Origin of the sequence: Candidatus Methanodesulfokora washburnensis, assembly GCF_003947435.1 — an archaeon.
GTDB lineage: Archaea > Korarchaeota > Korarchaeia > Korarchaeales > Korarchaeaceae > Methanodesulfokora > Methanodesulfokora washburnensis.
On the sequence record NZ_RCOS01000129.1, the window covers coordinates 11,777 to 30,405 of the forward strand.

Sequence of the window (18,629 nt, forward strand, 5' to 3'; positions counted from 1 at the left end):
TACTTTTTGTGGAGAAATTTGAGTTTATCCCTCTCTATAGCTTTCTCCTTTCTGCAATAGCCCCTGTCAGCTTGGTTATCTCATCCCTGAAGGTCTTATCCAGTTCCAGTAACCCAGTATACGCCTTGTCCTCAGTTCCATCGCTTCCTCTCAGCATCTTTCCCTTTTCCAGCAAAAATGGGACCCATACTACCCTCTCCACGGTTAAGTGAATATCATGTCCAAAAACCTCTTCAACTATAGCTTTTGACCAGTTAGCTTCTGCTACATCCCTGCTTTGCTCCAATATCCTTCTTCCTGGAATTATTATTGATTCCAAAGTCCTTGTTATCCCAATGCTCTCTCTTAGCTTCCTTCTTTCCGATCTTATCACTTCAATAGCCTCAGCATAGCATTCATGGATCAACTTTTCAGCATCCTCTGTGCATGGACTCAGCACAATATCCCTCTCAGATGGAATAACGATAGACGTTCCCTCCGGCTTCTTCATCAAAGCTGCTCTTCTGATCTTCTTATCCAAAAAAGAGGAGAAATAGGCGTCAAACCATATTTTTCTTCTCCCTCTGAGCTCAAAGAATGGTATCCAGATGAGGCCTCTATCCGTCCTGCGTGGAGGAACTCCCTCTACTTGACGCCTCATTCAGTACACCGATGGCAGTATCCCCTTCTCATATGCAGCTGCATGAGCTGCCGCAAGCCTAGCAATAGGAACTCTCATAGGAGATGCGCTGACATATGTTAGCCCGATTTTGTGGCAGAAGTGTATTGAGCTGGGATCTCCTCCATGCTCACCGCATATTCCTATCTCAAGATCGGGTCTAGTGGATCTTCCCATTTTGACAGCCATCTCCATCAGCTTTCCGACGCCTTTCTCATCTATTCTCTCGAACACATCGAACTTAAGTATGCCTTTCTCCAAGTAGTCTGCCATGAACTTCACCTCAACATCATCCCTTGAGAATGTGAACACTCCCTGAGTGAGGTCGTTTGTTCCAAAGCTGAAGAACTCGGCCTCTTGGGCTATCTCATCAGCTGTTAGGCATGCTCTGACAACTTCTATCATTGTTCCTACCTTGAAGGGCACTTTTATCCCATATTTTTTCTCGACATCCTCCCTAGCAGGCTCTATGCAGTGCTCTTTCACATACTTTATCTCGTTGACATCTGCCACTTGAGGTATCATTATCTGAACCTTTATGTTCTTTCCTCTCATAATGAGCTCTGCAGCTGCCTCGAGTATTGCCTTGACCTGCGCTCTGTAGATCTCCGGATGGGTTATTCCGACTCTCACACCCCTGTGTCCCATCATCGGATTGGCTTCCACAAGCTTCTTCACTAAGCTAAGCATCTTCTCCTTTTCCTTTGCTTTTTCATGTTCTCCCCTCATTTTCAGCTCATAAATCTCGGTGAGAAGCTCCTCTATGCTTGGAAGGAACTCATGAAGAGGAGGATCGAACAACCTGACGGTAACTGGAAGTCCTTCCATAATCTCAAACATCTCCAAGAAGTCTTTCTTCAGCAGAGGCACCAGTTTTTCAAGGGCTTTCTCCCTCTCCTCGCTGCTAGAAGCCATTATAACGTTTCTGAATATCTCAAGCCTATCTGGAGCCCTGAACATCCTCTCGGTCCTCAGCAAACCTATTCCCTCTGCACCAAACTTTCTCGCTATTCTGGCATCCTCAGGAGTATCTGCATTTGCCCTGACCCCCAGTCTCCTCACAGAATCGGCAAGTTCCAGTACCTCGAAGAACTCTCTTGGAAGTTCGGGTTCAACAGTTTTCACTTTTCCTAGGTAAACTTCGCCTGAAAATCCATCTATTGTTATTATATCTCCCTCTCTCACCACAACTCCATTTACCTCGAACAATCTCCTGTCATAATCCACCTTTATGCTCTCAGCTCCCACTACACAGGGCTTTCCTATTGCCCTAGCAACAACAGATGCATGGCTTGTCATTCCACCCCTGCTTGTCAGTATTCCCTTTGATGCATAGAATCCGTGAACATCATCAGGTTTTGTCTCCACCCTGACCAGAATCACATCCTTTCCTTCCTCGGCCCATTTGACAGCTGTGTCGGCATCAAACACGGCATGACCGCTGACAGCGCCCGGAGATGAGGCAAGTCCCTTTGCTATTGGCTTTGGTCTGGATTTCTCATCTATTCTTGGGTAGAGAAGCTGCTGTATGTGCTCCGGTTTTACCCTCACTATGGCCTCCTCCTTTGAGAGAAGGCCCTCCTTGTACATATCCACAGCTGTTCTAACTCTTGCAAGGGCATTCATCTTTCCGTTTCTGGTCTGAAGCAGGTATACCTTCCCATTCTCCACTGTGAATTCTATGTCCTGAACCTCTTTTTTCAGCCTCTCTAGCTTCTTTGCCATATCATAGAGCTGTTCATAAACATCAGGCCACTCTTTCTTCATCTCTTCTATGCCCTTCGGTGTCCTTATGCCGGCAACTACATCCTCCCCCTGTGCTTTTGGTAGATACTCTCCGTACAGCTCATTCTCCCCTGTAGCTGGATTCCTTGTGAAAAGCACCCCTGTGGCAGATTTCTCCCCCATATTTCCAAATACCATTGCAACCACATTTACAGCTGTTCCATCGGCTATATCCGGAGTTATCTTGTTTGCCTTCCTGTAGTATACAGCTCTAGGTGAGTTCCAAGATCTAAACACGGCCTCTATAGCCATTTCCAGCTGCTTCCATGGATCCTCAGGAAATCCTCCTTTCTCCTTCTTTACAAGCTCCTTGAACTTCTCAACAATCTCTTTTAATGCCTCCACTCCAAGCTCTGCATCGCTCTTGGCCTTATACCTTTCCTTCACCTCATCCATTATCTTCTCGAATTTTTCATGCTCTATCCCGAGCACTATCTGTCCGAACATCTGTATGAACCTTCTGTAGGCATCGTAAGCGAACCTGAGGTCTCCTGATTGTTTAGCTAAACCTTCTACTATTTCATCATTTATTCCGAGGTTTAGAACTGTGTCCATCATTCCGGGCATTGAAACAGCAGCTCCACTTCTAACCGATACCAAAAGCGGGTTCTCCTTATCTCCAAACCTCTTTCCAGTCTTTCTCTCTATGTACTTGATTCCCTCCTTCACCTCATCCATTAGGCCATCAGGAAGCCTTTCTCCATTCTTGTAGAACTCCTTGCAGACCTCTGTCGTTATGGTGAAACCTGGAGGGACGGGCAGACCCATCTGGGTCATCATTGCAAGACCGGCGCCCTTTCCTCCCAACAGCTTGTTATCCTCGTAATCTCCCTCCTCAAAGGTGAGGACCCTCTTCATGAACTTCACCTAGCGAATTGAAAGCGAAAGTATAAAAATTTTCTGATGAAATAGCATCTAATAAAAATTTGATTATAACCATAACTTTGTTATATTGTCTCTAGAAGCTCGCAATCATCCATTATTCCATCTCCATCAACATCTATTCCTCTTACTATTAGAGCTGAGTCCTTTCTCACAAGTTCTGAGAACTTCTTTAGCCCTATTATCGCCGCACTGCTCCCCCTGAATCCTGTTCCAGCTAGGAGAAGTACCTCTTTCTCCTCGTTAAACGGGTTTTTACCCCTTGCTATAACACCTATGCCCTTTCCGAAATACGAGTTCCAAGGGGATCTTATGATCCACTCCTTCCTCTCATCCGAGTACTCAAACCATGCTTTCATCTTTCCATTGACCTCATCCGATACAGTGTTGGCTTTTGGACCTCCAACAAGTATTAGATTCTCCTTCAAATCTGATTCCCTGAGCTGTGTGTCCAGTTTATATGCCGGGATTCTCTGTTCCTCCAGAAAACTTCCGAGGTATAAAGCAAGGCCTATGGCAGCATAGCCATCGGAAGCGGGTGCCCTATACCTTCCATGAGGCTCAGGACTTCCGACCACTATTATCGAGTTGAGCCTTCCCTCCTCTATAAATGGCCTGAGGTTTCCCGGATCCCTCACTCCTCCGATCTTTATCGGCTTCTCCTCTGAGAGCTTAACTGATATCACTCCAGAAACCAGCTCATATAGCTTGGCAGTTCCGCCTCCTCTTTCCTCAGTCCTGGATATTTTTATCAAACCAGCATCTCTCAGCTTTCTCATGTGATAGTGAACTTTCTGCTCAGCTTCTCCAAGTGATTTGGCTATATCTGCAGCACATTTTGGACCTTTTGACAGCTCTATTAATATCTTCTCAGCTAGAGTGCTGTTTACAGCTCTAATAGATTTCAAAGGGATGAATACAGTCCTGTATATCTCCCCTTTTGAGTTCAGGACATGCATGTTGAAAGAAGAAATGACAAAATATAACTTTTACTGGAAAAACCCAAGTTTTAGTAATGATGGCATTGTCCTCCTCCTGAGAGGGGAATTAGTTTGCCCCCTCCTCCTCGATTTTTCAGCGAAATATATATCTCTTCTGTTTAGCTGAGTTCTATGCAGGAATTAAAAGTAGAGAGATGCATAGTGAGTTTTTCTGATATACAGGGAAGGCTGAGAAGCTTTGTTGTATCAGGAGATCTCATTGAAGATCTTGTCACAAGCGGAATAGATGTGGATGGCTCTTCTGTCGGCATGACGGATATAGAGAGATCCGACATAGTGCTAAAGGGGGATGAAAGTACATTCAGGCTGATTAACTTAGATGGAAGAAAAATGGGCTTTATAATGGCTGAGATAGCAGATCAGCCCGATCTGGATCCCAGATATACCCTGAGAAGAAATCTTAATGAGATAGCTAAAGTAGATCTAAAGTTCATGGTTGGAGCTGAGGTCGAGTTCTTCCTCCTGAGAGGGGATAAGCCTGCGGATGAATCAATTTACTTTGACAGCGTTGATGAGATGATGAGTGCTAGGCTTATGCTATCGGAGGAGCTGGAGAGAATGGGCTTGAAGATTGAGCTCATGCACCATGAAGTGGCACCAGGCCAGAACGAGATAAACTTCAGGTTTGATGAAGCTGTTAGGACAGCTGATAACATATTGATCTACAAGATGGCCGTGAAAAAAGCTGCAAGAACGATGGGATTGAGAGCTACTTTTATGCCAAAGCCATTTGAGGGAGTGAACGGATCGGGGATGCACATTCACATGAGCCTTTTCTCAGGCAGCAGGAATTTGTTCTATCATGACAGCGATATATCCGATTATGCAAAGTGGTTCATAGGGGGCTTATTGGCCCATGCAAAAGGGCTTTCCTTCTTCGCCTCACCTACTGTAAACTCGTATAAGAGGATAGTTCCCGGTTTTGAGGCACCAGTCTACATATCCTGGGGATATAAGAACAGATCTGCTCTTGTGAGGATCCCATCATACAACGGGCAGGGTTCATGCAGAATTGAGTATAGAGCACCCGATCCAACGAGCAATCCATACTTACTATTCTCCACAGTCTTGGCTGCTGGTCTAGATGGAATAAGGAGGAGAATTGATCCGGGAGAGCCGAGAGGGGACAATTTATATCATAGCAGGGATACTGACACCCTTCCGGGAAGCCTTGAGGAGGCCATGAAATATGCTATGGAGGACGATGTCCTAATAGAAGCTGTTGGAAGAAGGTTGTTTTCCAGATACGTGGAGCTGAAGAAAGCAGAGATAATGGAATCGAGAAGACATGTGAGCGAGTGGGAGAGGAGATTTTACATCGACTTCTAAGTCGGTATTATCAAATCCCTCGCCCTCTCGTGTGTATGAGGTGTTTTTCTGGCTAATCTTGCTTTTCTCCATAGTTCCTCTATTGATGAAGCACCAGCATAGCCAAAAGCGGCTTTTAAGGCTGTAGAAAGCTCTTCTACAACCATATTAACTTCCCCTCTATATGGAACAAATGCCTCTATCCCCTCAGGCATTCCCTTTGCCGGCTGACTATATCTGTCTAAAGCCATCCTCTTTTTCCTTGCCGCCTCGCTCCCCATTCCTCTGTGCCTCTTGTAGTACCTGCTCCCTATTGATATAAGCTCTCCCGGGCTCTCCCTGCATCCAGCGAATATATAGCCCATCATGACAGAGGAAGCACCGAGAGCAAGAGATATAGCGATATCTCCTGCCCCTCTTATTCCACCATCCGCTATTATGGGCACATCAGCTCCCATCTCCTTGACAGCATCGGCAACTTGAGCTACAGCAAAAGGAGTTGGAGCTCCAACCCCTGTTACCTCCATTGTCGTGCAAACAGACCCGCTTCCTATACCAACTCTGAGCCCTGCGACATCCATCGACGATATTATGTCAACAGCTGCCTCATAAGTTCCTATGTTTCCTGCAACTACATCCACATCCACCTCTTTTAACAGCTTTTTAGTCGCCTCCATCACTCTTAAGCTGTGAAAGTGAGCCACATCTATAACCAAGAGATCCGCTATTTTTGAAAGTTCCTTTGCCCTCTCCAAATCGAAAGGAGAGATAGCTGCTCCAACTCTGAGCCTTCCATGCTCATCTCTTGTCGCATTTCCATACCTTCCTCTTAAAGCTATGTCTTTGTATGTTATCAGGCCCTTAAGCCTTCCTTCCTCATCTACAACAGGAAGTTTCTCTATCTTGTGGCTTTTCATAAGTTCTTCGGCCTCTTCCATTTTTATCCCTTCCTTAGCAGTTATTACATCCCTTGTCATGACATCTGCAACTCTAAGCGATGGATCCGCAAACCTGACATCTCTCCCCGTTATTATCCCGACAAGTTTTCCCTCCTCCACAACAGGAAGTCCGGATATCCTGTTCTTCTCCATTATCTCAGCTGCTTCTTTTATTGTCGACCTAGGATCTATCGTGATTACATCCCTTATTATGAAGGATTCTGCTCTTTTCACTCTTTTTACCATCTCAACTTGCTCCTCCTTGCTGCAGTTCCTGTGTATTATCCCTATCCCACCACTTCTAGCCATTGCAATTGCCATCTCGCTCTCTGTAACAGTGTCCATGGGAGAAGATATGAATGGAACCTTCATCCATATGCCCTTCGATGCCCTAGTGCTGAGATCCACTTCAGATGGCTCAACAGAGGACATACCGGGCAGAAGAATCAGATCATCAAACCCTATAGCGTCCAAAGAGTTGGTTATCTTGCTCAGGAACTCCCGCATATGAATGATGCCGAACCTTATTTAAATCTTAGCCAGCTGGATCGAGGGTAATATCGTTTTTTAGCTCATTTTTATCTCTTATTCCACCATGAGCTTCATGAATCCAGCTCTTGCTTCTCATTTTTTCCTCAGAATTTCCGCCGTTCTGAAGAACATCGGCCAGAAGGGGTCCTCAGAAGGCATATCTATGGATTCCCCATTGTCCATGAAGACTCCCTCTCTTTCAACAACTTCCCCTATTATCCCAGCTTCTATTCCCCTTTCCTTAAGCTTTCTAAGGGCTTCTGGAGCTTTTTCAGGTTTAACTGTGGCTATTAATGTCCCTTCACTTATAGCAGCAAAAGGATCAGCTTTTATCTCTGTTAGCTCAGAGAAAGCTGAGATTATCATCCTCACATCATCTCTAATGAAAAGTCCCCTCTTTCTTACGACTATTCCGACATTGCTTGCCCTCGCTATATCATGAAGGGCTCCCCAAACTCCATACTCTGTTGCGTCATGCATCGATGTCACACCTGTCCTAAGTCCTACTGAGGAAAGTGTTAGAGCATCCTCTACAACGCTCTGCAAATAGAATATGTTCTTTGCTCTCTCAGCAAACTCCCTCCCGAACCTCCCCTCCAAGTACTCTGGGAACATTGTTGAGAGTATTCCTGCTGCCTCGACAGCAGGACCTTTTGTCATTATGACAAGATCTCCCGGCCTTGCCATCTCCGTTGTGACGTATCCATCTCTGGTAGTAACTGCAAGCATCGTGGCACCACCTATCATCGGATAATCAGTTCCCTCGTACTTGCCTGTGTGACCCGCTACTATGGATACTCCAAGCTTCTCGCACTCCCTGCTTATCCCAGTCCAGAGCAACCTGAACTCCTCCTTGCTCATCTTAGGCGGAAGGTTCAAGTCTATCGAAAGGTATCTTGGCGGAACACCTGATACAGAGACGTCGCTCGCAAGTATATGAACTGCAAACCAAGAGCTCCTCTCCCATCCGTATTCAGGGACAACAAAAACAGGATCACTCTTTACTATAATTGCTAGATCTCCCAGTTCCACCACTCCAAAGTCAACCCCGTGCTTTGGCGGCACAGCAACACTGGGATCTCTCTTTCCCAAGTTAGGATATATTATCTCATTAAATATATCTGAGCTCAGTTTACCTAACTTCTCCATTATGGACACCTTTTTAACTCCTTGATAATTAGGTCAGCAACTTTTTTACCAGATAAAATCATACCACCGAATATTGGGCCCATTCTTGGTCCACCCCTTACAGCAGCTGCAGCCATCCCAGCCACCCAGAGACCAGGAAAAACCTCTCCAGTGGACTCAACAACACCTTTTTCTGCCCTTACAGCATCCATGGAGTGCTCTCCTAGGACTTTTATTCCGAGCTCTGGATTCTTCTTCGCAGCTATTGTTACAACCTCCGCATCATGGCCTGTGCAATCCACAACAGCCCTGCTCTCAAAAGCAAGGGGATCGACATGAAGGCCCGCTGATGTCACAGCAGACCACTGTACTACAACTCCGTGCACACGGGAGTTCTTTATTATAAGATCCTCCACATTAGCGCCAAGAAGGATCCTAGCACCTGAGTCTATAGCACCTACAGCTAGCTTTGCAATAAACTCAGCAACATCCACAACCCATATGCCCCTTGAGTAGGGCTCTAACTTGACGCCTATCTCCTCTAGAATCTCTTGAGCTGGTTCCTGCACTATTACCCTAGGAAAGAGCATTCCTCCTCCACCAATTCCACCTCCAAAGCTGAGCCTTCGCTCAATTATACATGTCTTGAGACCAGCTCTGGCAATATACATGCCGGTCACGAGTCCGGATGGTCCAGCGCCTACTATTATAACATCATTTTTTGCTAGATCCATCAGAAATTTTGATCCTCTCTCTATTATCGCACTTGTGACAACGTACTCCTCAACAGGAAATATCTCCATCAAAGACCCCTCCCTATCTCAACAACTCTTTTTGCCACATCCACCGCATTCAGCCCAAATATCTTCACCATAGGCTCTTTACCAATCCCCCCAAGGTCTATTATTGCCTCGGTTAGCTTTCCAGCTCTTTTTACTGCTTGTTCTATCCCCCAAGGAATGCTTGCTCCCTCCTTTCTCCTTATCTCTTCCGGCTCCTCACTCCTGTTGTAGTAGGATGTCTCGATTCCGAGCTTCTCAATAGCCCGCATAACCTCCTCAGAGTATTTTATGTTCACAGCTGCCCTGATCCTTGGATCATACTCCGATGCCTTTATCAGGGCCCTGGCCATGTGCCAAGAGGCTCCAAATTCGGGGCATGAGGAGGCCTTCACCTTTGTTCCTATTTTTACTATTCTACCAGGCACTCCTGCGACGTCCTCAACCCCTCTCAGGTAGTGCCTCGGAAGACCCATAACCAAGTTCATCTGGCATTCAGGGACAAGATTTGAGACAAAGGCTCCATTTTCCTCCAGAATTTTTATGGCTTCCTTCAGGTTCTCCAGAACCCTGAATTTCTCTGCATCCAGCTGAAGATAAGCCATGGGATTGACCGGCCCGTTTCCTCTTCCGATAGACAGACCGTACTCTATAGCTATGTATATGAACTCCTTTGCTTTTTTAACAGCGATTTCTATTCCCTCCCCCTTTGCCAGCTCGGCAGTTATAGCAGCTGAAAACGAACATCCAGTTCCATGGGTATTTTTGGATTTTATCCTTCTTGTTCTGAGCTCTTTAAAGCTGCCCGAATAATAAAGGACGTCCACGCTCTCCTCCCCTTCTGCATGCCCTCCTTTCACAACAGCAGCTTCTGCTCCTAGCTCCTCCACTATGATTTTAGCAGCTCTTCTCATGTCTTCCAGCGAGGTTATCTTTATGCCCGAAAGCCTCTCCGCCTCAGGAATGTTTGGAGTCACCACCTTTGCCAGCGGTATTATCCCCTTTATGAGGGCCTCAACAGCATCTTCCCTCAGAAGAGGAGCACCGCTCTTCGCTATCATAACCGGATCGACGACAAGAGGAAATCCATATCTTCTGACAGCTCTTGAAACAGCCTCTATTATCCTTGAGCTGCTCAGCATTCCTGTCTTCGCTGCATCCACCCCCATGTCCTGAACTACAGCATCTATCTGCTTCTCAACTACATCTGGATCAACTTCCTGAACTGCTGTAACAGAAAAGGTGTTCTGAGCAGTTATTGCTGTTATGGCACATGTTCCATGAACTCCTAGAGCTGCAAAAGTCTTGAGATCAGCCTGAATTCCAGCTCCTCCTCCGGAATCGCTGCCAGCTATTGTGAGAGCGACGGAAATCATCTCATCAACCTCCCCAGCACCTGCTGCATGACAAATGAAACAAGAAATGAGGGTATTGTGGCCCCGAGCCAGCTAAAGTAATTTATTATAAGAAAATATGTTACAATGCCCAATGCCCAAGATACCAAAGACTCAAGCCTCAGCATCCTCTCCTCCTCCCTTTTAAGAAGAAAATCGGAGATAAAAGCACCTGACAACGGGACAAAGAGCCCTCCTATGAGCAGAAGGAACCATTCGTATGTCTCTGGAGAGAAAAGGGATGCCAAGGCTCCTCCTGCTACGGTGGCTGCTACGACCAGCTTCCTCCCGCTTGCTCTCGGAAACATGTTCTTAACAGACATCGCTGTGGAGTATATGTCGGCCCATGCATTGTCTGTCTCATCAGCTATTAGTGGGAGAAGAGCTAATGAGCCGAAGTACATCGTTGCTATCGATGCAGGAGTTAGTATTTGGCCTGTTGCTGCTGCCATTGCTGCTCCCAAAAAGTAGTACCATGAGTTGGCAATCGTATATCCTGCTACAGTTCCTATAACAGAGCTCTTTATGCTTTTTGCAAATCTGTTATAATCTGATATAAGAGGCCACCAAGATATGGGCATCGCAACAACAAAGTCCATGGCATACAACAAAGGCATCCCATGGGGGGAGTAGCTTGGAATCCTCGGAATTGTCTGATAGGCAAGCCATATTGTTATCGTTAGAGCTATCCAGACAACAAACTTCTCTATATAATGCCTTATCACAGCTAGAGGTCCCCAAAGAGCCATAAGCATGCACCATGCTGAGAAGAAGAGTATCCAGAGAAATCTATCCAACCCAGTTATCCTGAAAGCAGCATCAGCCATTATGAATATCTCAAATGCAGTCCATCCTATTAGCTGAATTATGTTGAGAACTGTGGGCAGATATGATCCCATGCTGCCGAGAAATGGCCTCAGAGAAACCATTGTTGGCACTCCCTTTTTAGTTCCGGGTATTCCTGTCAGAGCAAGAAGAAGGCTTCCGATAAGGGATCCTGCTATGGAGACAAAAAGTATCTCCCATATGCTCAAGCCAGGGAATAGAAGAGCCCCCGCTTGAAATACCAAGAGCCCTATCCCAAGATCAAGCCACAGGATGGATACATCTAAAAAACCCAATTTCCTGCTCGGAACCGGCTCTACCTCGAACTCCATTCAGGTTCTCCCAGGGCAGGGAGATCCTCGAACCCAACCAGCGGGCGCAATCCCTACGCCGGCATTACCCGGATCAGGTTCGAGGGGTCGGCAGCCACGAGCTGCCCTCTCAGCCGGGTTTCCCCAGCTCCCCCTGCGCCCATTACTTAGCTCAACAAACAGTTAAAAAGTTTTCTTTCTAAAAAAATAAAGAGGGGAAGAGAGATCAGTGGGCCACTCCGAAGTAGGTGTAGGAGACGTATATCAGTATCACCAGCAGTATCACAGCCAGTATCAAGCTGTATGCGATGAATTTCTTCTCTATGGGGAGAAGTGGATGGTATGCCTCTCCCTCCTCAGCTTTTGTCTCAGCTGCATTCACAAGCTTGGAGACCAGAAAACCTAGGAAGTTGAACCAGAACATCTAGATCACCCCTTTGCAAGAGGAACTGGGACATTGTGGAAGAATATCCAAGATATGAACAGCCCTATCCAAAGTATGAAGCCGAAGAGGCATATTAAGTACACCACAATGACCTTTCCGAGTCCCTCCTTCCTGAAAACCCTGAAGTCGGTCACAAGCCCTATTGAGAAGAACGTCATTGCGAAGAAGAACACTCTTATAGGATCTATCTCACCCATTGCTGCATTTGCCAGCTTGGCTGCTGCAGAGCTTGATGCAGCTATTGCCAGCATAACAAGGAATGTTATGAAGTATCCTATTATGAACTTTGGAAATCTGAACCATATCTCTAGCTTTCTCACCTTCTCTCCAGGCTTCCTCTCTATCCACGTGACCCATATCACTGCTAGCACAAAAGCCCAGACTCCTATGAATATGTCTATGAATATCTTTGTTGTGATAGCTGCTGTTAGCATCCACCCAGACTCAAGATTTAGTCCCATTCCTGCTGCCTTTGCCCTTATCAGGGCATCCACAAGAGCTCCTGATGCTGCTGCAGCCCCGTCTGTCTTAACAGCTAATCCCATCCATGCGCCCATCACCATCCCGCTAAAGGTCGGGTATAGAGCCCATGATAGCCAAGGCAGTATGAGCAGCTCAACGACAGCGAATGCAACAATTATGCTCGATAGAGTTATGGGTATAAATGGTCTTGATTTCACAGCAGCTCCTGTTGCTATTGCTGCGGATACTCCGCATACAGATATTCCCGATGCAAGAGGAGCAGCCCATTCTTTTGTCATCTTGAAGTACTTCCTTGATATAAAGTAAACTAGAGGCCAGTATATTAAGTATGCCTCAACTATAGCGCATAACCCTCTGAAGAGGACTACCATAGCATAGCCAAGTGCTCCTGCTGCCTTCACACCTATAGTAGTTCCCAACAGGACTATGGCTGTCTTTATGTACCACTCAGGCCTAGCTGCATCGAGAAGCTTCTCCGCAAATCCCCTGAATGCGTTCCTTATTATCAGGCCCACTATCAACAGGTATACGAAGCCTCCCTCTGGAGTTAACCCAAGTGAGAAGGGCAGAACAACATTTCCAACCTTGGGAACCGCCCTTCCCAGCTTCGGATCCCATGTTGGTACTGCTGCGCTGTATCCCCAGCATCCAATAATCCATATTATTGCAGTTGCCCAGTATATGAAGGTGAAGCCTGCAGCGAACTTCTTCAAGTTGTACTTCATCGCATAAGCTCCTATGCATAGAAGCACTAGTAGGAATATGTATTGAAGCACAAGGGAGCCCCATCCTACCCATTCATACATCTTGTTATTTGGAGATATCGCTTTTGTGATGTCGATCCACACGTTTCCATGCCAGTTCCATCCTATCAGGCTTATGTTTGCAAATGGGCCAAGACCGAGGAAGAAGATCAGAAGACCGAGCCAGAGGGCCCACCAGTCCTCCTTTTTCCACATAGCAGACCAATCTATTTTCTGCTGGGACATCGTCCCACCGGGGGAAATAAAGATGGAGATCATTTAAAGGTTGACATAGAAATATAGAAAAACAATATTTTGGTAGAAAAATTCCAGAAAAAACTATAGTTGTAAAGGCAGCGGAGATTTTTAAACTCAATGCAGATCTTTTTATCAAGTGACAAAAGCCTTCTATCCGAGAAGAAAATTCAGATCAATAAGCATAACTGGATATTTCTGTGAGCTGAACTGCGAGATGTGCAGGGGAAGATATCTAAGGGGCATGATACCCGCTCCATCCCCTTCCCTGCTCAGGGAGAGCATGGAGAAGGAGATGAAGAGAGGGGTTATCGGTTTTCTGATAAGCGGAGGATTCAACAGAAGAGGTGTTCTTCCGTTCAGGCCATTTTTAAATGAAATTATAGAGGCTAGAAAGAGAGGAGCAATAATCAGCATCCATCCTGGATTGGTGGATGAGGAGGAATCCTCCCTTCTCAGGGAATCTGTTGACATAGTGGATTTTGAGCTTTTATCCGGTAAGGCTGCTTATATGAAGGGAAGCCCCGAGCTATATGAGAGAAGCTTTGAGATTCTGATGGAAAGAGGACCAAAACATGTAGTCCCCCATGCGATAATAGGGCTTCCATACTCATCGTTTGATGATTTTAAGCACTCTGTGGATTTATCCTATGAATATGGGGCTGAAGAACTTGTTATTCTAGTATTTATCCCGAATTCCGCGTCTCAAAACACTCTGTCCCCTGAGCTGATAAGAAAGTGCATTTCCTATGCTAGAAAGAAATCAAATGAGCTATCTCTTGGCTGTATGAGGCCGAGAAACATGAGAGAAATAGATGAAATTGCCCTAGAGGCGGGGGTGGATAGAATAGCTCTACCTGCAATCAATAAAGATTTTCAATCATTTGATGCATGCTGTTCAGTTCCGGATAATATGCTATATTTATTTAAGTAAGGTTAAAATAGAGAAGAGGTAAAGGCATTATGCGAAGGCCCTTTCTATTGCTCCTTCTTCTAATTCTCACGGTCAATATTGTGGTATCATCACCACAAAAAGTGTATCAGGTCACGATAAGCGCTCCTGCAGTTATTCAGACTGAAAATGGCACAGCAGGAGTTCTGAGCAATCTCACAGTCACTGTAGCATATCCAGGTTCGGGAAAAGTGTATTTCTCAGCTGAGCCTCTGACAGATGTTGACACTCAGGGATCGGCCAGAGTTGCTGCTTTTGTTGCATGCTATCTGCTGGGAAAGGACTTGAACAGCTACGATTTCTTCTATCTCATGTCATCCAAGAGCATGATAATAGGAGGACCCAGTGCAGGAGCTGCCATGACTGTAGCTACAATGGCCGCCCTCATGGAGATACAGCCAAGAGGAGATGTGGTGATGACGGGCATGATAAATCCCGATGGAACTATCGGACCTGTGGGCGGAATACCCGATAAACTGAGGGCTGCTGCTGAGGGAGGAGCAAAAATTTTCCTCATACCGGCCGGCCAGAGAGTGGTAACTGAGAGCAGGGTGCAGAGAACCACAATAGGGATAATAACAGTGACCAGAACCGTGCAGAGCAGTGTTGATCTGGTGGATCTTGGGAAGAAACTGGGCGTGGATGTAGTGGAGGTATCAAATGTCGCCGACGCATTCAAGTACTTCACAGGGATGAAGATAGAGATGCCGGAGGTTCAGAAAGTGGAGCTTCCCAGTGATGTGAAAAAAGCGATATCATCTTGGGTTGACATGTACCTTAACAATGCCAGCTCAATGAACAGAAAGTCCATGGATCTGGCATCCAAGCTGAGCTCAAGCCAGAGATCTTACATAAGCTATCTAGTAAGTGAGTCTGAGAAGTATGCAAAAAATGCATCTGACCTCATAAACAGGGGATTTTACTACACTGCAGCAAGCGCTGCATTCCAATCAGCATTTTACTCTGAGAGAGCATATGAGACAGCGCTTTACCTGACAGAGGGAAAATCAGCCTTTGAAAGGATATTCAAAGATGTCAACTTGAGTTTGAATGAATTATACAAGGAGATTGTCGGCCTTAAACCATCTTTAGAGGGAATTGATGTGCTATCAGCAGCTTGGATAAGATATTATGATGCGAGGAGGAACTTGGATCTATCCTCCTCCGCCTACTCCAATGGAGCAATTTTGGACAGCTCTACTTGGGGAGGCATTCAATATGGCGCTATATCATACCTTGCATATGCTAAATGGAGAGCAATCACTGCAAAGACATGGCTTTCCCTCTACAAACAGGGAACTCTAATGAGCCAGACTTCCCTGAAAAGCATGGCAGACACGATGTTATATGGAGCTGAGACCTCTTCATCATACGCATACACTCTTTATAGCGGTGCATCAAGCGCATTGCTGGACGAATCCCAGCAGAGACTAATAGATGCTAGGGATGCATACTCAGCCGGCAACTATGTGGGTGCTCTAGGCCTATCAATTGAGGCCATATCGGATGCAACAACAGCGATACATGCTGTTTACTACACAGATGTGAGCACAGTGATGGATAGTGTGAGGAAAAGTGCCCTAGAAGCAATATCTCGTGCCAAATCAAGAGGGTTAGAACCTCTTCTAGCAATGAGTTATTATGAGCTTGCATCTTTTTATGAAAAAAGCGATCCTCTGACATCCCTGAGCCTTTATGAGATGTCAGCTATAAGCGCGATGTCCCTAGAAATAGCCTCGAGATCAAAGGGATATCAGGTGAATTTGACCCCTACTGTTATTTCACCGCCGCAGAACAGAACAGTGAACAGGACTGTTGAGAAGGTGACAGTCCCATCGCTGGATAACTACTTGCTAATGGCAGCATGCTTCTTGCTGGGCCTGATGCTCGGCATGTTGATAAGGAGAAGATAGGCCACTTTACAGAGTCCTATAATGCCTCTCAATCGCAGGAAAATGTCCTTCTCTTGATCTTTTTGTTCACCTACTTGTATAGCAGAAGTTGCTTTAAGAGGCATTATATTTAAAAACCAGCTAAGAACAGACAGCTTATGTACGATGTAGAGGACTTCTGGAAGTTCGACATGAGAGTTGGATTGATAGAGGAGGCTGAAAGAGTTCCGAATTCAAAAAAGCTGATCAAGCTTCTTGTGGACTTTGGAAGGGAAAAGAGAGTTGTAGTAACCGGAATAGCGGATCAGTTTTCTCCTGATGATCTTGTGGGAAAGAAGATGATCTTTGTGCTTAATCTAAAGCCCAAGAAGATAATGAATGTTGAAAGTCAGGGAATGCTCATATTGGCTGAGGAGGATTCAGGAAAGGTTCATCTGATAACAGTTGATGATGCTGTGCCCGTTGGAACAAAGGTATGGTGATCATATTATGCTCGCAGCAGCCCTGATCTCCCCATCTTTCACGTAGGCAAAAGCCATTCTGCTTGTCGTGTGGTAAAAACCTATCTCTCCCCTGGAGTCTATTGCTATTAGTCCACCTAAACCTCCTGTTCTCTCCTTCATAATCAAAAGAGCTTCTTTTACTGCCAGAGGAGATGGCTTGTTCTCCATTAAATCCACGGCTTTTTTAGCCAGTATAACTCTCATTATCGCCTCCCCATATCCGGTTGAGGCAGCTGCACCGAGCGAATTATCGGCATACGCACCACAGCCTATTAGTGGAGTGTCCCCCACTCTTCCAGGCAGCTTCATTGGAGTTCCTCCTGTGGAAACTGCTGCCGCTAGATTTCCATCTGAATCCATTGCAACAGCACCTACTGTTGAGAATATGTCCTTATTTCCCCCTTTTCTCCATCTTTCAAGCTCCCTTGGATGCACTAACTCTGAGTTATCGCAGAGATTCATCCCAAATCTAACAGCTAGCTTTTCAGCTCCCTCCCCGATGAACATTTGATGCTCAGTCCTCTCCATAACAGCTCTGGCAAGCAGTATGGGATTTCTTATCCTTTTAACTCCAGCAACGGCACCAAATCTGAGGCTTCTTCCATCAACTATCAGAGCGTCCAGCTCCACTTCTCCCTCTGAATTAAGGAAGGATCCATAACCAGCATCGAAAGTTGGATCATCCTCCATGTACTTCACAGCTTCCTCCACCGCATCTATTGCAGATCCGCTCTTAAGGCATTCATATCCTCTTATAGCAGCTTCTCTGCATCCCTTTATATGATCCTCAACTGCGTCATCAGGTATTGACCAAGCTCCACCATGTACTATTATAGCCGGCCTCATAAACGGGTGTTTGCAACCCCGCTAATTAACCTTTTCTGATATGACAAGAGTATCATCAATCCTTGTTCAAGCTGATCCTCTTTACCATGAGAAAGATCTTTAACATCTGTATGGATTCGGATAGAGAATCTTTTTAAGCAGTGTCTCTAGACTTCACGGTGTCAGCTTGAGCTACGACTGGATACAGAGATTGTTTATAGAAAATGCTGATGTATACATTAAGATAATGGACTCCCTCTGGTCCGATGGAGAAGCCCTATCCGATGGAATTGCGAGAGTGCTTGAGAGCTATGGGGTGAGGAAGGGGAGAATACTGGATCTATTCTGCGGTAATGGGAGAGTTGCAGTCAATCTAGCTAGAAAGGGATATGAAGTCGTGGGAGTTGACATATCAATGCCTTTTATCAAAAATGCAATAATGAAAGCTGAGAAATATGGGGTATCGGATAAAGTGAAGTTCGTTGCCGGAGATGCGAGAAGGCTTGTAGAGCTCATTGGGAATGAGAGATTTGATGCTGCCACAATAGTTTGGACTTCCCTTGGATATTACGATGAGGCGACGGATCTAGAGGTGCTGAAGCAGATAAGAAAGCTTTCAAATGACAATGGAGTTCTTATAATAGCAGATACCATACACAGGGATAAAATAGCAGCTGATGGGAATAGGAGCTACTACCAGAGATATGGCGATGTTATAGTCCTCCAGAGAGATGTTTTTGACCCAATAAGCTCCAAGCTGATATCGGACTGGACCATACTGGAGGATGAGGGAACTGTGATGAGAAAGGTGATAAACAGCATATCGATGGAGATAAGAGTCTACACAGTGACAGAGATGAGCTCCATACTGAGAAGGGCTGGGTGGGGGGTTGATTCTGTATATGGAGATCTCAGAAAGCTCCAGCAGTTCCATCCATCCAGATCCTATATGAACATCGTTGCAAGAGCTATATGAAAAGTTTAAGTATTG

General features: G+C 45.7%; 16 protein-coding genes and 1 riboswitch. Of the genes, 5 read left to right on the forward strand and 11 right to left on the reverse strand.

Features of this window, described 5'->3' with window-relative positions; genetic code table 11:
* Window positions 1-34: 34 nt before the first annotated feature.
* The 3 genes from D6D85_RS10950 to D6D85_RS10960 form a co-directional block, all read right to left on the reverse strand.
* Window positions 35-640: a hypothetical protein gene (locus D6D85_RS10950; protein ID WP_125672074.1), complete on the reverse strand. Its 606-nt coding sequence runs from the start codon at window positions 638-640 to the stop codon at window positions 35-37.
* The gene (gene ppdK / locus D6D85_RS10955; RefSeq protein ID WP_125672118.1) at window positions 641-3,301 is read right to left on the reverse strand and encodes a pyruvate, phosphate dikinase; all 2,661 of its coding nucleotides are present in this window, start codon (window positions 3,299-3,301) and stop codon (window positions 641-643) included. It lies immediately after the preceding gene.
* A gap of 89 nt (window positions 3,302-3,390) precedes the next feature.
* Window positions 3,391-4,284, reverse strand: coding sequence for an ArsR family transcriptional regulator (locus D6D85_RS10960; protein WP_125672075.1), 894 nt, complete (start codon window positions 4,282-4,284; stop codon window positions 3,391-3,393).
* Window positions 4,285-4,437: 153 nt separating this feature from the next.
* On the opposite strand from D6D85_RS10960, the gene D6D85_RS10965 reads away from it, so the two are divergent.
* Window positions 4,438-5,655, forward strand: coding sequence for a glutamine synthetase family protein (locus tag D6D85_RS10965; protein WP_125672076.1), 1,218 nt, complete (start codon window positions 4,438-4,440; stop codon window positions 5,653-5,655).
* Here D6D85_RS10965 and guaB read toward each other — a convergent pair.
* From guaB to D6D85_RS11000, 7 genes are all read right to left on the reverse strand, one after another.
* Window positions 5,652-7,079 (reverse strand): IMP dehydrogenase, encoded by a 1,428-nt coding sequence (gene guaB, locus D6D85_RS10970; protein WP_125672077.1) that lies wholly within the window; start codon window positions 7,077-7,079, stop codon window positions 5,652-5,654. The two genes, D6D85_RS10965 and guaB, sit on opposite strands and share 4 nt — an antisense overlap.
* Before the next feature lie 117 nt (window positions 7,080-7,196).
* Window positions 7,197-8,252: an AIR synthase family protein gene (locus D6D85_RS10975; RefSeq protein WP_125672078.1), complete on the reverse strand. Its 1,056-nt coding sequence runs from the start codon at window positions 8,250-8,252 to the stop codon at window positions 7,197-7,199.
* Window positions 8,252-9,034, reverse strand: a complete 783-nt coding sequence (locus D6D85_RS10980; protein ID WP_125672079.1) for a sulfide-dependent adenosine diphosphate thiazole synthase — start codon at window positions 9,032-9,034, stop codon at window positions 8,252-8,254. Before D6D85_RS10980 ends, D6D85_RS10975 begins: the two co-directional genes overlap by 1 nt.
* On the reverse strand, window positions 9,034-10,386 hold the full coding sequence (locus D6D85_RS10985) for a bifunctional hydroxymethylpyrimidine kinase/phosphomethylpyrimidine kinase (RefSeq protein WP_125672080.1): 1,353 nt from the start codon (window positions 10,384-10,386) through the stop codon (window positions 9,034-9,036). The genes D6D85_RS10980 and D6D85_RS10985 overlap by 1 nt, the downstream gene beginning before the upstream one ends.
* On the reverse strand, window positions 10,383-11,561 hold the full coding sequence (locus tag D6D85_RS10990; protein WP_125672081.1) for a purine-cytosine permease family protein: 1,179 nt from the start codon (window positions 11,559-11,561) through the stop codon (window positions 10,383-10,385). The genes D6D85_RS10985 and D6D85_RS10990 overlap by 4 nt, the downstream gene beginning before the upstream one ends.
* A 32-nt stretch (window positions 11,562-11,593) precedes the next feature.
* Window positions 11,594-11,705, reverse strand: a riboswitch (TPP riboswitch).
* A 61-nt stretch (window positions 11,706-11,766) separates the two neighbouring features.
* Window positions 11,767-11,964, reverse strand: coding sequence for a hypothetical protein (locus tag D6D85_RS16715; protein ID WP_125672082.1), 198 nt, complete (start codon window positions 11,962-11,964; stop codon window positions 11,767-11,769).
* Between the two features lie 5 nt (window positions 11,965-11,969).
* Window positions 11,970-13,490, reverse strand: a complete 1,521-nt coding sequence (locus D6D85_RS11000) for a putative sulfate exporter family transporter (protein ID WP_237558834.1) — start codon at window positions 13,488-13,490, stop codon at window positions 11,970-11,972.
* A gap of 115 nt (window positions 13,491-13,605) precedes the next feature.
* Here D6D85_RS11000 and D6D85_RS11005 point away from each other — a divergent pair, with 115 nt between their 5' ends.
* The 3 genes from D6D85_RS11005 to metG all read left to right on the forward strand — a co-directional run bounded on the left by D6D85_RS11005 (window position 13,606) and on the right by metG (window position 16,792).
* Entirely contained in the window at window positions 13,606-14,400 is a 795-nt protein-coding gene (locus D6D85_RS11005) for a hypothetical protein (RefSeq protein WP_125672083.1), read from the forward strand.
* Window positions 14,401-14,429: 29 nt separating this feature from the next.
* The gene (locus tag D6D85_RS11010; RefSeq protein WP_125672084.1) at window positions 14,430-16,331 is read left to right on the forward strand and encodes a S16 family serine protease; all 1,902 of its coding nucleotides are present in this window, start codon (window positions 14,430-14,432) and stop codon (window positions 16,329-16,331) included.
* A gap of 137 nt (window positions 16,332-16,468) precedes the next feature.
* The gene (gene metG, locus D6D85_RS11015) at window positions 16,469-16,792 is read left to right on the forward strand and encodes a methionine--tRNA ligase subunit beta (RefSeq protein ID WP_125672085.1); all 324 of its coding nucleotides are present in this window, start codon (window positions 16,469-16,471) and stop codon (window positions 16,790-16,792) included.
* Here the strand turns inward: metG and D6D85_RS11020 are convergent, their stop codons facing one another.
* Complete coding sequence (locus D6D85_RS11020; RefSeq protein ID WP_125672086.1) at window positions 16,793-17,659, reverse strand: isoaspartyl peptidase/L-asparaginase; 867 nt, start codon at window positions 17,657-17,659, stop codon at window positions 16,793-16,795. It lies immediately after the preceding gene.
* Between the two features lie 166 nt (window positions 17,660-17,825).
* Here D6D85_RS11020 and D6D85_RS11025 point away from each other — a divergent pair, with 166 nt between their 5' ends.
* Window positions 17,826-18,614, forward strand: a complete 789-nt coding sequence (locus D6D85_RS11025; RefSeq protein WP_125672087.1) for a class I SAM-dependent methyltransferase — start codon at window positions 17,826-17,828, stop codon at window positions 18,612-18,614.
* The last annotated feature ends 15 nt before the right edge of the window (window positions 18,615-18,629 follow it).

Excerpts from the sequence above, each read along its gene's own strand:
- D6D85_RS16715 (WP_125672082.1), bottom strand. The coding sequence starts at position 11,964 with ATGTTCTGGTTCAACTTCCTAGGTTTTCTGGTCTCCAAGCTTGTGAAT.
- D6D85_RS10985 (WP_125672080.1), bottom strand. The coding sequence starts at position 10,386 with ATGATTTCCGTCGCTCTCACAATAGCTGGCAGCGATTCCGGAGGAGGA.
- D6D85_RS10950 (WP_125672074.1), bottom strand. The coding sequence starts at position 640 with ATGAGGCGTCAAGTAGAGGGAGTTCCTCCACGCAGGACGGATAGAGGC.
- metG (WP_125672085.1), top strand. The coding sequence starts at position 16,469 with ATGTACGATGTAGAGGACTTCTGGAAGTTCGACATGAGAGTTGGATTG.
- guaB (WP_125672077.1), bottom strand. The coding sequence starts at position 7,079 with ATGCGGGAGTTCCTGAGCAAGATAACCAACTCTTTGGACGCTATAGGG.
- D6D85_RS11010 (WP_125672084.1), top strand. The coding sequence starts at position 14,430 with ATGCGAAGGCCCTTTCTATTGCTCCTTCTTCTAATTCTCACGGTCAAT.
- ppdK (WP_125672118.1), bottom strand. The coding sequence starts at position 3,301 with ATGAAGAGGGTCCTCACCTTTGAGGAGGGAGATTACGAGGATAACAAG.
- D6D85_RS10980 (WP_125672079.1), bottom strand. The coding sequence starts at position 9,034 with ATGGAGATATTTCCTGTTGAGGAGTACGTTGTCACAAGTGCGATAATA.
- D6D85_RS10965 (WP_125672076.1), top strand. The coding sequence starts at position 4,438 with ATGCAGGAATTAAAAGTAGAGAGATGCATAGTGAGTTTTTCTGATATA.
- D6D85_RS11020 (WP_125672086.1), bottom strand. The coding sequence starts at position 17,659 with ATGAGGCCGGCTATAATAGTACATGGTGGAGCTTGGTCAATACCTGAT.
- D6D85_RS10975 (WP_125672078.1), bottom strand. The coding sequence starts at position 8,252 with ATGGAGAAGTTAGGTAAACTGAGCTCAGATATATTTAATGAGATAATA.
- D6D85_RS10960 (WP_125672075.1), bottom strand. The coding sequence starts at position 4,284 with ATGCATGTCCTGAACTCAAAAGGGGAGATATACAGGACTGTATTCATC.
- D6D85_RS10990 (WP_125672081.1), bottom strand. The coding sequence starts at position 11,561 with ATGGAGTTCGAGGTAGAGCCGGTTCCGAGCAGGAAATTGGGTTTTTTA.
- D6D85_RS11000 (WP_237558834.1), bottom strand. The coding sequence starts at position 13,490 with ATGATCTCCATCTTTATTTCCCCCGGTGGGACGATGTCCCAGCAGAAA.